This is a genomic window from Bacillus carboniphilus, from assembly GCF_020524035.2.
Lineage (GTDB): Bacteria > Bacillota > Bacilli > Bacillales > JAIVKR01 > Bacillus_CC.
The window spans coordinates 2,700,001-2,713,995 of the sequence record NZ_CP129013.1 but is presented as its reverse complement, the minus strand read 5'-3'; the positions used below and the strand labels follow the sequence as shown (position 1 = coordinate 2,713,995).

Below are 13,995 nucleotides of genomic sequence, written 5' to 3'. Positions count from 1 at the left end.
AAAAATTAAAGCACCGTCCAAATAAGGACAGATTTTTATCCTTTCTTACTCTGTCAAAAAAATATACAAAAAAACACTCTAGACGAGTGTTTTATTCATATTATTAAACTACCGTGCACCTTCTGTCGACTCGCTATCACAAGCGTTACTCAAGCAGTTAGCTCAGCCCAGGCAACCCTACGGCACATGAGAGTTTCCACTTAATGCTGCTTCCTTCCGGACCTGACATGGTTCATGGAGTCTCATTGCGTAGGACCCAAGCCTCAACACCACTTGCTCGAGTCAGACCTTGCAATAGACGAGCCTTGAGAAGGGATTCGGCCTTGCTAGAGCGGATTGCAAGTATAGGGCACCGCTACCTCCCCGCTTAGCACGGTAAAATTATAACCATATTTAGTGCATCGCTTATCCGACGCATAAATAAGTATATACCCTTCACAATAAAAAATCAAGAGTCCTCGAATTCCAAAAAATTCAACGTTTTTTTGAATTTCTAATCTGCCTGAAAAAAGAAGTTAGCATCTCTCCACAATCTTCGGCTAAAACCCCTTTAATTACATCGGCTTTATGATTAAAACGGTCTTCTTGCAAAAGGTTCATTAATGTACCTGCACAGCCACCTTTCGGATCAGACGCACCATAGACTACCTTTTTAATTCTCGACATGATAATAGCTCCTGCACACATTGGGCAAGGTTCTAACGTTACATACAAAGTAGCGTCCTCCAACCTCCAAGAACCTATCTCTTTACAAGCTTCATTAATGGCTATTATCTCGGCATGAGCTAATGAATTTTGAGAAGTTTCTCTTAAATTATGAGCTTTAGCTAGTATTTGATTATTTTTAACGATAAGAGCTCCAATTGGGACCTCTTTCATTAATTCTGCTTTTTTTGCTTCTTCTATAGCAATTGACATGAAGTATTGATCTTTTTCCATTATCATTCCCCTTTATTTTGACTCACTTTTTAGCTATCTCGATAATAACTGAGGATATACACCAATAGACACTCCTCTAGATCATGCATAAAAAAATAAAACAAGCTCTTTCTGTTTTATTTGTGATAGAATATAGCCTGTCGATTGAAAAATAGGAGGTATCAACATGTCTGAAACACCATTTATCGCAGTTGAAGGACCGATTGGTGTAGGAAAAACCTCTCTCTCAAAAGCGATCGCAAACCATTATCAATTTCATTTGTTAAGAGAGATCGTAGATGAAAATCCTTTTCTTAGTCATTTTTATGAAGACATTGGGGAATGGAGTTTTCAAACTGAAATGTTTTTCCTTTGCAACCGCTATAAACAACTTGAAGATATAAGTAAGAAATATCTATCGAACCAACAAGCAGTTGTTGCAGATTATCATATATTTAAAAATTTAATTTTCTCTAAACGTACGTTAAAGACTGAACAATATAAAAAATATTTGCAGATCTATCATATATTAACGAGTGACATGCCTCAACCTTCACTGATTATCTATTTAACAGCGAGTTTAGAGACATTATTGAAAAGAATTTCACTACGTGGTCGGGATTTTGAAAAAAATATAGATAAACATTATTTACAACAACTTATATTTGATTACGAAGAAGCGATGAAAAATCATCAAAAAGATTATCCAAATATCCCAATTATCAAGTTTGATGGTGATCAATTAGATTTTGTCCTTAACAAGCAGGATTTAACCTTTATTATCAAACAAGTGGATCAAGCCCTATCAAGTAAAGGAGAATAACAACATGAGTTTACGTGAAAAATATAATATACCAAAAAACGCAGTCATTACAATTGCCGGAACTGTAGGGGTTGGTAAATCAACAATGACAAGAGCTCTTGCAGATGCATTAGACTTTCGAACCTCTTTTGAAAATGTTGAAAATAATCCTTATTTAGATAAATTCTACGATGATTTCAAACGATGGAGTTTTCACTTGCAAGTCTTCTTCTTAGCTGAACGCTTTAAAAGCCAAAAAAAGATTTTTGAATATGGTGGAGGGTTTGTACAAGACCGATCCATTTATGAAGATGTACAGATTTTTGCAAAGATGCATAAAGAAAAAGAAAATATGTCCTCCGTTGATTATCAAACATATAAAAATTTATTTGATGCCATGGTCATGACTCCTTATTTTCCTCATCCAGATTTATTAATATATTTAGAAGGAAGCTTAGATGACATCCTTGAAAGAATTAATAGTCGAGGAAGAGAGATGGAACAGAAAACACCTATTTCCTATTGGGAAGAAATGTACAGAAGATATGGTGAGTGGATCGATCAATTTAATAGCTGTCCGGTCATTAGAATTAACATTAAAGATTACGATTTATACTCAGATGATGAATCAATCGAACCCCTTTTACAAAGAATCGGGAAATCATTTGAGGAAGTAAATAAGTATAAACACAATTAATTTAGTCCTATTGTAGAGGAACAAATGCTGTATAGAATGTTCCTCTATGATTAGCTAACCGCATAACTAATAAGATCATTCAAATTCCAAATCACGAATTTTTCCCATATAAGAAAAACCAGGTGTGATTAAAAATCACACCTGGTCCTTTTTGGTGCTCAGAATATCCTCAATCCTGTATTCCTTCCCATGAATACCTTTATAGTATTCAGGATACATGTCTTCTCCACATTTTTCACAGGAGAACATAGGGGGGACGGCTGGATCACCTCCATCCATTAAATCAAAATCTCTTACCACTTGTTGTGGAATCTCTTCTTTTTCATGACACACTAAACAAACAAAGTTGATGCTCTGTTTTGATTGGGCCATTTTTTTCTTTTTTTTCTTGCCTTTTTTCGGTGTTTCGATACTGGTGAAATGATGAATCACCCTTTCTAAATAGGCTCTTGTCGTGGTACACAAGGCCACCTTGATTTCTAGTCTACCATTTTCAAGACAGACTTCTCCCTTGTATTCATAGTAACACTGGCATTTTTCACAAATAAGAGGGTCTCTCTTACCACTTGATACGATTCGTTCCCTCCATGTCTGACGGCGCATTGTTTTCTTTGCTTTCACTATCCAGCGTTTCGCTTTCTGTTGCCATTGACATAAGACTTTTTACTCAAGCCCTTGCATCTCCTTGAATACATCCCATAATGACGAATCGTCTTAAACTGTTCATCTGGGATATGACGAATAAGCCTAGAGATAAATTCCTCTACACTGATCGTTTCTCTCTTTTCTTTTCCGTCTGTCTTATCATGATACGTAAAGGTTACCTTTTGTCCGTCATATGCCTCGATCCGATTCAGTCCTATCGCAGGTCGACGAATATAACGGCCAATATAGCGAAGTTGTTCTTTTACATTCCCTTCCTGTTTTGGCGCATGCACATAGAAGCCCTTCCCATTATTGTGAAACGCCTGTTGTAATCGAGGTTGTATTCTCTTCTTTTCTTTTTCTGACACACCTCTGCGTATGAACTTTAACACCACGGTCTGCCACTGCTTTCTTAACATTTCAAATGGCAGATAATCGTACTGTTTCCATTCCCCCTTTTTCGTAAGACCTCCCATCGTCACTAGCATATGTACATGGGGATTGAAATTCACTCTGGATCCGAAAGTATGTAAGCCTGATATGATTCCAGGGGTCACTTTCGCTTTCTTTTGAAAAAATCCATGATTAATCGCGCGCCTCGTCCATCAAATCTTTTAACAGATGGCGATGAAGCAAAAACACATCACGCAGTCCTTCATCAATTGTAAAGATGACATGACGATGATTCACCTGTAAGACCTCTTCTGTTAGTAGTCGACTCCATTCTTCGCTTTCTCCTACTGAACAAGTGGTACAAAATCGCCCCTTACAACGATACGGAACCTTCCTGACATCATGGCAACCTTCACAAACAAATAGCTTAAATCCATTTTTGGGATTCCCACACCCTCTGAATTTCTCTATTTCCTTTCTTACTATTGGACGGATTTTAGCTCCATGTTTCTTTTGAAAGTGATCCCAATGGTTATGTTTATCAAAGAAAATTTGTTTTAATATATTATTCTCCATGACATCAAAATACCACAGTTTCTAAGACTGTGGTAGACCCGAAATTATATACTTTCTTATCTTTTAAAAAAGAACGCTTAACTTAAGCGTTCACAAATAAAAAATTCGCTACTATAAAGTAACGAATGTATCAATCTCCAATATATGCGCAATTCAATCTCATTTTAAATCAATTATGGCGGAGGAAGAGGGATTCGAACCCCCGCGGGCTTTGACACCCCTGTCGGTTTTCAAGACCGATCCCTTCAGCCAGACTTGGGTATTCCTCCGTTTCGACAAGATTTAATATACCATATACAAAATCATTATGTCAATTATTTTTGAACATATTTTTTAAAAAATGAAAAACCTCTCTATCAAAAAATCCATTCTTCCACAATAAAAATGTTCGAGGATATCTAGACAGACACCTCGAACATATAACTGCTTATCGAATCTCTTTTCTTCCCCCCATATAAGGTTGAAGGACTTCAGGTATTTTTATACTCCCGTCTTCCTGTTGATTGTTCTCTAATATTGCTGCCATCGTACGGCCTACAGCTAATCCAGAACCATTCAAAGTATGAACATGTTCTGGTTTTGCATTCCTCTCTCGTCTAAAGCGAATATTTGCTCTCCTTGCCTGAAAGGCTTCGAAATTACTACAAGAAGAAATTTCACGATAGGTTCCACTACTTGGCATCCATACTTCAATATCATATTTTTTCGCTGCAGTGAATCCTAAATCTGCCGTACACATACTCATTACTCGATAAGGAAGGTTTAGAAGTTGTAGTACTTTTTCAGCGTGTCCTGTTAACAATTCTAGTTGCTCGTAAGACTCTTCCGGCTTTACAAATTTCACGAGCTCTACCTTATTGAATTGATGTTGGCGAATTAAACCACGTGTGTCTCTTCCTGCAGAACCTGCTTCAGAACGAAAGTTAGCACTGTAACCAACAAAACCCTTCGGTAACTCTTCCCCAGATAAGATTTCATCTCGATGATAATTAGTTGCTGGAACTTCTGTTGTTGGAATTAAGAAGTAGTCCCAACCTTCTAGTTTAAAGGCATCCTCTTCAAACTTTGGTAATTGTCCGGTACCAATCATACTTGTTCTGTTGACAATGTATGGCGGAATGATTTCTTCATATCCATGTTTATCACAATGGAGATCCATCATAAAATTAATAAGCGCTCTTTCTAACCTTGCTCCTAGTCCTTTATAAAAAGCAAACCTGCTACCAGTTACTTTCGCTGCTCTTTCAAAATCAACCATACCTAGTTCATCTGCTACTTCCCAATGAGGCTTGTAACGTACATGATCTGCAGGTACTTCACCCCAAGTTCGAACTTCTATATTATCTTCTTCACTATCTCCTATTGGAGTAGATTCATGGGGAATATTAGGAATTGACAATAAAATTTGATCCAGCTTGTCTTCCACTTCCCTCAGTTCTTCGTCCAATTTTTTAACTTTAGACCCCACTTCTTTCATTTCGAAAATTAATTCACTTGCATCTTGCTTATTTTTCTTTAATTGAGCAATTTCTGAAGAAACCTCATTTCGTTTACTTTTTAGTTGCTCTGTTTCAGTAATAAGTTCTCTCCTTCTTTTATCCAGTTGTTCAAACTTTTCAAAATCCGTTAAATCCTCTCCTCGATATTGTAATGCTTTCTTTACTTCTTCAAAATTCGCTCGTAAATATTTGCTATCTAACATAAAAAACACTCCTTTATATTGTTTTTAAAACACAAAAAAACCCATCCCATGAAAGGGACGAGTTTTACCCGCGTTGCCACCCTAATAAAAATAGCTACCTTCTATTTTCTCTTAATGACGGTAACGGTTCACACCGGAAATGCTTACTACAATGGTCATTTCAGCATTTCACTCAAGGATGGATTCACATAAAATTCCTATCGGTTTTCACCAACCACCGACTCTCTGAAAGAAATGTATATGCTACTAGCTCCTATCATCGTATTCAATTATTTAGTCTATGAATTAACAATAACTTACTACATCTTCACTTTTTATTCAAGCTTACAAACAAAGAAATTATAGTATAATACCTCAGGACTTACTATTTTCAATCATTTGAATAAAATATTGAGTCATTCGATGATCATCAGTTAATTCTGGATGAAATGAACAACCTAAATAATGCCCTTGTCTAGCAGCGACAATTCGATCTTCATGCTTTGAAATAATCTCAACGTCTTGTCCAACTTCAACTATATGAGGGGCCCTAATAAAGACTCCTAAAAAATCAGTTCCAACATCGGTAATCATTAATTGTGCTTCAAAACTCTCCTTTTGTCTCCCAAAAGAGTTTCTCTCTACCGTGATATCCATTAACCCAAGATGTTGTCTCTGCTCACCTTGAATTTGCTTAGCTAATATAATCAGCCCTGCACAAGTACCAAACATTGGTTTTCCAGATTGACCAAACGCTTTTAAAGGTTCTAAAAAATCATATTTATCGATTAACCTGCGCATGGTCGTACTTTCTCCTCCAGGGATAATCAGTCCGTCAAGCTGTTCGAGCTGTTGAGGATCTTTAACAACAATTCCTTCAGCGCCACAAGCTTCAATCGATCTTATATGCTCTCGAACAGCTCCTTGTAGTCCTAAAACACCAACCTTGAACATCTAACAAGCTCCTTTAAATGTGTATTTCTTACCAGCCTCGCTCCTGCATACGATCTGCAGGTAATAAGTTGGAAATCTCAATACCCTTCATCGCTGTACCTAGCCCTTTAGATAGCTCTGCAAGCAACTCATAATCATCGTAATGAGTGGTTGCTTCCACGATTGCTCTTGCAAATTTAGCTGGATTATCTGATTTAAAAATACCTGAACCAACAAACACACCATCTGCTCCAAGTTGCATCATTAAAGCAGCATCAGCAGGAGTTGCAACTCCACCTGCTGCAAAGTTGACAACTGGTAGACGTCCTTCACGTTTAATTAATTGTAATAATTCAAATGGTGCGCCTATATTTTTCGCTTCAGTCATAAGTTCATCTTCACTCATACCTACCACTTGGCGAATTTGCGCATTCACTTTTCTCATATGACGAACGGCTTCAACAATATTTCCTGTTCCTGGTTCTCCTTTTGTACGAAGCATAGAGGCTCCCTCAGCAATTCTTCTTGTCGCTTCACCTAAGTCTCGACAACCACATACAAATGGAACCGTATAATCTTTCTTATAAATATGAAATTCTTCATCCGCAGGTGTAAGAACTTCACTCTCATCTATGTAGTCAACGCCCATTGCTTCAAGCACACGTGCTTCGACAATATGACCTATACGAGCTTTAGCCATAACTGGAATACTGACTGCATTCATAACTTCATCCACGATCGTTGGATCAGCCATTCTTGCTACTCCACCCGCCGCACGTATATCGGCTGGAACTCTTTCTAATGCCATTACAGCAACCGCACCTGCTTCTTCAGCAATCTTTGCTTGTTCACTGTTGACAACGTCCATGATGACGCCACCTTTTTGCATTTCAGCCATTCCTCGTTTTACACGTTCTGTACCAGTATTATTTATCATAAAAAAGTCCCCCTAATCTATAAGTTACATATGCTTATTGTATCCTAATTCGATTAAAAATCCTATTAAAAATAATAAGAGTAAAACAAAAAGACTGGTTTAAAACCAGCCTGATACCGTCTTAGTAATGCTTGACCAAACATCACTAAATAATCCACCTATACTTCTCATTGATAAAACAAACCAATTAGCTTTTTCAACAGATGTGGTTGTGACTAGATCTACTTGTCCATCAGATTGACTATCAATAAACCCGTAATCAGTCTTTTCACCAACATACTTATAAGTCATTGTTCCAACCTTTTCACCTTTTTCGATTGGAGCAGTCAACTGTTCATTTTCATTAAATAGTTCTTCATTTAATTTATAAACAGGGTCGTAGTTTTCTTTTTCACCATTTCTAATAATCATTGAAAGAGGGTTTTTCGTTTCAACCTCAACTTCTTTTTCTTTTCCTTTACTAACTGTAAAAGTCGATTGATCTTTTATTTGATAGTTAGCTGAAAATAGCTCTTCAGAAGTGAAATTTTGAAAGGCATAATCCATAAGCTTTTCTGTTTCGGAAAAACGATTCGTATAATTCTTCCCATTTCCTTTCGCATCCATCACAACTGTAATGACTCTCATTCCGTTACGTTCTGCTGTCCCTGTAAAACATTCACCAGCAAAATCTGAAGAACCCGTCTTTAATCCATCGACACCTTCCTTACCAAGTACTAACCCTGGTAACATCCAGTTCCAGTTTTCCATCTGAGTTCCTTCAACAAACTCTTTTCTTTCAATCTTTGCGGTATTTAAAATTTCAGGATAGTCCTTCAATAAATGGTAAGCTAATTTTGAGACTGATCGAGCGGACATCATATTTTCACCGTTTGCATCTGTTCCTTCTGGGTGCTGTCCGTTTAAGTCGCTGTTCGGAAGACCTGTCACATTAACAAAAGTAGTATTCTCCAAACCTAACTCTTTTGCTTTTTCGTTCATCTTTTTCACAAATGCTGTCTCTGTTCCAGCTACCATTTCAGAAATTGCAATGGCTGCACCGTTAGCCGAATAGATGGCCATCGCCTCATATAAATCTTTAACTTTATATGAACCATCCTTTCGAAGAGGAACATTTGAAAAATTTGTGTTTTGCGAGATCTCATACACATAATTGTTAGGAGTATATGTATCCTCCCAGTTAACAGATCCATCATTAATTGCTTCAAGAAGAAGGTACTCAGTCATCATTTTTGTCATACTAGCAATTCCTAAAGACTCATCTGGATTTTGCTCATAAAGAATTTTCCCTGTCGAAGCCTCGACAATCATCGCTGCCTCTGCATTAATTCCTATGTTATTTTCCTCTGCAAGAACAATAGATGCTGGTTTAATGAAAGAAAACAAAACCGTACTAGCTAGTAACCATATTAATAATTTTTTTCTCTGGAACACATTTTTCTCCTCCTATTTTCTTTTAATTTATCTATAAATGAACGTCATTTTTTCAAAAGTCACAAAATAAATTTTATCATAAAGCAGTTAAAAAAAATAGAGCCAACTCAAGTTAGCTCTATTTATAATATATTTGAATCATATATAAGTGCAAGAAATTTAATGACGTGAATAGTTAGGCGACTCTCTCGTAATTTGTACATCATGGGGATGACTTTCAATTAAACCAGCACCTGTCATTTTAACAAATTGTGCTTTTTCACGTAGTTCATACAAATCCTTTGTTCCACAATACCCCATGCCAGACCGTAAACCGCCGACTAATTGATAAATAGTATCAGATAGTTTTCCTTTATACTCGATTCTTCCTTCAATTCCTTCTGGAACAAATTTCTTGTGATCTTCTTGGAAATAACGATCGCCACTTCCTTTTTCCATAGCACCAACGGATCCCATTCCTCTATATACTTTGTATCTTCTCCCTTGGAATATTTCTGTATCCCCTGGACTTTCAGAAGTTCCAGCTAATAAACTACCAAGCATAACAGCATGGGCACCTGCAGCTAAAGCTTTGACAACATCTCCAGAATACTTAATTCCGCCATCTGCAATAATCGCTGCACCATGCTTTTTCGCTTCTGTCGCACAATCATAAATAGCCGTTATTTGAGGTACACCGACACCTGCAACTACACGAGTCGTACAAATAGAACCAGGACCAATTCCAACTTTCACTACATCTGCCCCTGCCTCTATTAAGGCACGTGTCGCTTCAGCAGTTGCCACATTTCCAGCAATTATAGTGACGTTTGGATACTCCTCGCGAATACTTCTCACCATATTGATAACACCAATAGAATGTCCATGGGCAGTATCCACTACAATTACATCTACTCCTGCTTCAACAAGTTTTTCAACTCTTATCATGGTATCAGATGTCACTCCAACTGCGGCTCCTATAAGTAATCTTCCATACTCATCTTTAGCAGAATTGGGAAACTCAATTACTTTCTCAATATCTTTAATCGTAATTAATCCTTTTAAAATACCATGTTCATCTACAAGAGGGAGTTTTTCAATTTTATAGGTTTGGAGGATGCGTTCTGCTTCTTCTAATGTGGTCCCTACAGATGCGGTAACAAGATTCTCTTTCGTCATGACTTCAGAGATTTTAATTGAGTAATCTTGGATAAAACGTAGATCACGATTAGTAATAATTCCAACTAACTTTTGATCATGTTCATTGTTCACAACAGGTACGCCTGAAATTCGGTATTTACCCATTAAATGTTCGGCATCGAATACTTGATGCTCAGGAGTTAAGAAAAATGGGTTAGTAATAACTCCTCTTTCTGACCTTTTCACTTTATCCACTTGGTCTGCTTGTTGCTCAATCGACATATTTTTATGGATAATCCCAAGTCCACCTTGTCTTGCCATCGCAATAGCCATTTCTGCTTCTGTAACTGTGTCCATTCCAGCACTAATGATAGGAGTGTTTAAACGTATTTTCTCTGTTAACTTTACATTAATTGAAACATCTCTAGGTAAGACCTCTGATTTGGCAGGAACTAACAGCACATCATCAAAAGTTAATCCCTCTTTTTTAAATTTAGTGTCCCACATTACTAAATCCTCCTTAAAGCGGCAAAATATTATAAGTAGATTAACAATTGAAGAGTAAACTGTCAACAAATAAAAAACAATTTAAATCTTCAGAATATAATGAGGTGTTTTAATGAATGATGAAGTCTGGAACTTTTATAAAACCTTTTATAGTTCTCAAACCGTGCAACAGCTTTTATACAGATCGTATAAAAGAAATCATATTGAAGATAAGGAAAAAAAGTCGTTCGATAATTGCTATTCATTTATCTATTATTTAGAACATGCCGAGAATTTCTTTAAGCAATCTTATCATTCTCCAATCACCATTCAACCCATTCTCTCTTTTTATGGATTAACTCAATTACTGAAGGCCATTATTTTGACGGTTGATCCCTTTTATCCTGCTTCATCAACGGTTTTAGCACACGGTGTTTCAACTAGAAAGAAAAAGAAGCAAAACTACTGCTTTTTAAAAGATGAAGTAAAAATACAAAAGAATGGACTTTTTTCACACCTGCTTCAAATATTGTTTCACATGAAACATTGTCCTGTAGACAAAATTTCAATGAAGGATCTATTAATAAGGATTCCTGAATTAGAGGAGAGTTTTTTTCTCCATAATAAATTAAACATATTAATTCCTTTAGAAAAAGAAAAGGACGATGTTTTTATTACAAATAATATGGCAAACCAATATCACATGAGTTTAAAACGATTAAATGAATATTTAAGTCACTGCAATCCTTCCCTTGAATTAAATGAACATCATAATCAGCTATATATGAAAGAAAAGGGTACTTATTGGAATCAATCACCTTTTTTGTGGAACATGAAAACGAATGAGTGGTCTTTACCACACAACAGGGAAAGTCTTTATTATTTTCCCGAAATATTAGTTCACTATTTGGTTCTGTATAATCTAAGTATGATTGCTAGATATGATACAGAGTGGTGGTATGAACTGAACCATCACCATGATCAGCTAGATTTAGTATTTATATCAGAATTCTTATTCCTATCTAACAGGAAAATACCTTTTTTAGTGATGAATTATTTGAAGGAGTATTTTATATAAGGAGAACGTAAAGAGAAGGACTATTCTACGCAGGCGCACGTTTAGCGACGACTACAAATATATGAACATCATCTAAAAAGACCACGTTCTGTGGCAACGTTGATCCACCTAAATCCTAGAGAGGTGTGCGGCGAAAGCACCATACAAATAAGGACAGATTCTTTACATCTATAAAATATAAATAAAAAACCACTAACAACAGTTAAGTCATTAGTGGTTTTTATATTTGCCTGGCAACGTCCTACTCTCACAGGGGGAGACCCCCAACTACCATCGGCGCTAAAGAGCTTAACTTCCGTGTTCGGCATGGGAACGGGTGTGGCCTCTTTGCCCTTATTACCAGGCTATGTTCAAAAGAAAATTCATTCTTTCAAAACTAAATAACGAAGGGTGACAAGAATCGCATGTGTGTGGTTAAGTCCTCGATCGATTAGTATTCGTCAGCTCCATGTGTCACCACACGTCCACCTCGAACCTATCAACCTGATCATCTTTCAGGGATCTTACTCTATTGCTAGATGGGAAATCTCATCTTGAGGGGGCTTCATGCTTAGATGCTTTCAGCACTTATCCCTTCCGCACATAGCTACCCAGCGATGCCTTTGGCAAGACAACTGGTACACCAGCGGTGCGTCCATCCCGGTCCTCTCGTACTAAGGACAGGCTCCTCTCAAATTTCCTGCGCCCACGACGGATAGGGACCGAACTGTCTCACGACGTTCTGAACCCAGGCTCGCGTACCGCTTTAATGGGCGAACAGCCCAACCCTTGGGACCGACTACAGCCCCAGGATGCGATGAGCCGACATCGAGGTGCCAAACCTCCCCGTCGATGTGGACTCTTGGGGGAGATAAGCCTGTTATCCCCGGGGTAGCTTTTATCCGTTGAGCGATGGCCCTTCCATGCGGAACCACCGGATCACTAAGCCCGACTTTCGTCCCTGCTCGACTTGTAGGTCTCGCAGTCAAAACCCCTTGTGCCTTTACACTCTACGAATGATTTCCAACCATTCTGAGGGAACCTTTGGGCGCCTCCGTTACTTTTTAGGAGGCGACCGCCCCAGTCAAACTGCCCACCTGACACTGTCTCCCACCCGGATCACGGGTGCGGGTTAGAAGGTCAATACAGCCAGGGTAGTATCCCAAAGACGCCTCCACCGAAGCTAGCGCTCCGGCTTCTATGGCTCCTACCTATTCTGTACAAGCTGCTGTCAACATTCAATATCAGGCTACAGTAAAGGCTCCACGGGGTCTTTCCGTCCTGTCGCGGGTAACCTGCATCTTCACAGGTACTATAATTTCACCGAGTCTCTCGTTGAGACAGTGCCCAGATCGTTGCGCCTTTCGTGCGGGTCGGAACTTACCCGACAAGGAATTTCGCTACCTTAGGACCGTTATAGTTACGGCCGCCGTTTACTGGGGCTTCGGTTCACACCTTCGCTTACGCTAAGCGCTCCCCTTAACCTTCCAGCACCGGGCAGGCGTCAGCCCCTATACTTCGCCTTACGGCTTCGCAGAGACCTGTGTTTTTGCTAAACAGTCGCCTGGGCCTTTTCACTGCGGCTCTCTCGGGCTTGCACCCTACCAGAGCACCCCTTCTCCCGAAGTTACGGGGTCATTTTGCCGAGTTCCTTAACGAGAGTTCTCTCGATCACCTTAGGATTCTCTCCTCGCCTACCTGTGTCGGTTTGCGGTACGGGCACCTCCCACCTCGTTAGAGGCTTTTCTTGGCAGTGTGGAATCAGGAACTTCGGTACTCTATTTCCCTCGCCATCACAGCTCAGCCTTCATGATGAGCGGATTTGCCTACTCATCAGCCTACCTGCTTGGACGCGGCGATCCAGTGCCGCGCTTACCCTATCCTCCTGCGTCCCCCCATCACTCAAATGGTGGGGAGGTGGTACAGGAATATCAACCTGTTGTCCATCGCCTACGCCTTTCGGCCTCGGCTTAGGTCCCGACTAACCCTGAGCGGACGAGCCTTCCTCAGGAAACCTTAGGCATTCGGTGGAGGGATTCTCACCCCTCTTTCGCTACTCATACCGGCATTCTCACTTCTAAGCGCTCCACCAGTCCTTCCGGTCTGGCTTCACCGCCCTTAGAACGCTCTCCTACCACTGTTCCATACGGAACAGTCCGCAGCTTCGGTGATACGTTTAGCCCCGGTACATTTTCGGCGCAGAGTCACTCGACCAGTGAGTATTACGCACTCTTTAATGGTGGTCGCTTCTAAGCCAACATCCTGGTTGTCTAAGCAACTCCACATCCTTTTCCACTTAACGTATACTTTGGGACCT

General features: G+C 39.0%; 10 protein-coding genes, 1 tRNA gene, 2 rRNA genes, 1 other RNA gene, 1 pseudogene and 1 other annotated feature (1 of these 16 only partly in view). Of the genes and pseudogenes, 3 read left to right on the top strand and 12 right to left on the bottom strand.

The genetic code is table 11. The annotated features are described in order from the left end of the window. Window positions 1-111: 111 nt before the first annotated feature. An RNA gene (gene ffs / locus LC087_RS13850) (signal recognition particle sRNA large type) lies at window positions 112-376 on the bottom strand. Between the two features lie 98 nt (window positions 377-474). Continuing rightward, complete coding sequence (gene tadA / locus LC087_RS13845; protein WP_226543400.1) at window positions 475-939, bottom strand: tRNA adenosine(34) deaminase TadA; 465 nt, start codon at window positions 937-939, stop codon at window positions 475-477. A gap of 166 nt (window positions 940-1,105) precedes the next feature. Here tadA and LC087_RS13840 point away from each other — a divergent pair, with 166 nt between their 5' ends. Together LC087_RS13840 and LC087_RS13835 are read left to right on the top strand one after the other, a co-directional pair. Further along, window positions 1,106-1,741 (top strand): deoxynucleoside kinase, encoded by a 636-nt coding sequence (locus LC087_RS13840; protein ID WP_226543398.1) that lies wholly within the window; start codon window positions 1,106-1,108, stop codon window positions 1,739-1,741. 4 nt (window positions 1,742-1,745) lie between these two features. Next, complete coding sequence (locus LC087_RS13835; protein WP_226543396.1) at window positions 1,746-2,417, top strand: deoxynucleoside kinase; 672 nt, start codon at window positions 1,746-1,748, stop codon at window positions 2,415-2,417. A 135-nt stretch (window positions 2,418-2,552) separates the two neighbouring features. Here the strand turns inward: LC087_RS13835 and LC087_RS19935 are convergent, their stop codons facing one another. The 8 genes and pseudogenes from LC087_RS19935 to guaB form a co-directional block, all read right to left on the bottom strand. Beyond that, the gene (locus LC087_RS19935) at window positions 2,553-2,717 is read right to left on the bottom strand and encodes a hypothetical protein (protein WP_306019610.1); all 165 of its coding nucleotides are present in this window, start codon (window positions 2,715-2,717) and stop codon (window positions 2,553-2,555) included. A 22-nt stretch (window positions 2,718-2,739) separates the two neighbouring features. After that, window positions 2,740-4,031: pseudogene (locus LC087_RS19930) on the bottom strand (IS91 family transposase). Between the two features lie 176 nt (window positions 4,032-4,207). Continuing rightward, a tRNA-Ser gene (locus LC087_RS13815) sits at window positions 4,208-4,300 on the bottom strand. 158 nt (window positions 4,301-4,458) lie between these two features. After that, on the bottom strand, window positions 4,459-5,733 hold the full coding sequence (serS, locus tag LC087_RS13810) for a serine--tRNA ligase (protein WP_226543348.1): 1,275 nt from the start codon (window positions 5,731-5,733) through the stop codon (window positions 4,459-4,461). A gap of 50 nt (window positions 5,734-5,783) precedes the next feature. Beyond that, window positions 5,784-6,002, bottom strand: a binding site (T-box leader). An 85-nt stretch (window positions 6,003-6,087) separates the two neighbouring features. Then, window positions 6,088-6,666 (bottom strand): pyridoxal 5'-phosphate synthase glutaminase subunit PdxT, encoded by a 579-nt coding sequence (gene pdxT / locus LC087_RS13805; protein WP_226543350.1) that lies wholly within the window; start codon window positions 6,664-6,666, stop codon window positions 6,088-6,090. A 28-nt stretch (window positions 6,667-6,694) separates the two neighbouring features. Then, window positions 6,695-7,579 (bottom strand): pyridoxal 5'-phosphate synthase lyase subunit PdxS, encoded by an 885-nt coding sequence (gene pdxS, locus LC087_RS13800; protein WP_226543360.1) that lies wholly within the window; start codon window positions 7,577-7,579, stop codon window positions 6,695-6,697. A 102-nt stretch (window positions 7,580-7,681) separates the two neighbouring features. Further along, window positions 7,682-9,016: a D-alanyl-D-alanine carboxypeptidase family protein gene (locus LC087_RS13795; RefSeq protein WP_226543352.1), complete on the bottom strand. Its 1,335-nt coding sequence runs from the start codon at window positions 9,014-9,016 to the stop codon at window positions 7,682-7,684. 159 nt (window positions 9,017-9,175) lie between these two features. Beyond that, window positions 9,176-10,642, bottom strand: a complete 1,467-nt coding sequence (gene guaB / locus LC087_RS13790) for an IMP dehydrogenase (RefSeq protein ID WP_226543355.1) — start codon at window positions 10,640-10,642, stop codon at window positions 9,176-9,178. 112 nt (window positions 10,643-10,754) lie between these two features. Here guaB and LC087_RS13785 point away from each other — a divergent pair, with 112 nt between their 5' ends. Continuing rightward, on the top strand, window positions 10,755-11,699 hold the full coding sequence (locus LC087_RS13785; protein WP_226543358.1) for a YaaC family protein: 945 nt from the start codon (window positions 10,755-10,757) through the stop codon (window positions 11,697-11,699). Window positions 11,700-11,927: 228 nt separating this feature from the next. Here LC087_RS13785 and rrf read toward each other — a convergent pair. Both rrf and LC087_RS13775 read right to left on the bottom strand, forming a co-directional pair. Further along, window positions 11,928-12,043 (bottom strand): 5S ribosomal RNA (gene rrf / locus LC087_RS13780). 66 nt (window positions 12,044-12,109) lie between these two features. Continuing rightward, window positions 12,110-13,995, bottom strand: a 23S ribosomal RNA gene (locus tag LC087_RS13775) (it continues 1,047 nt past the right edge of the window).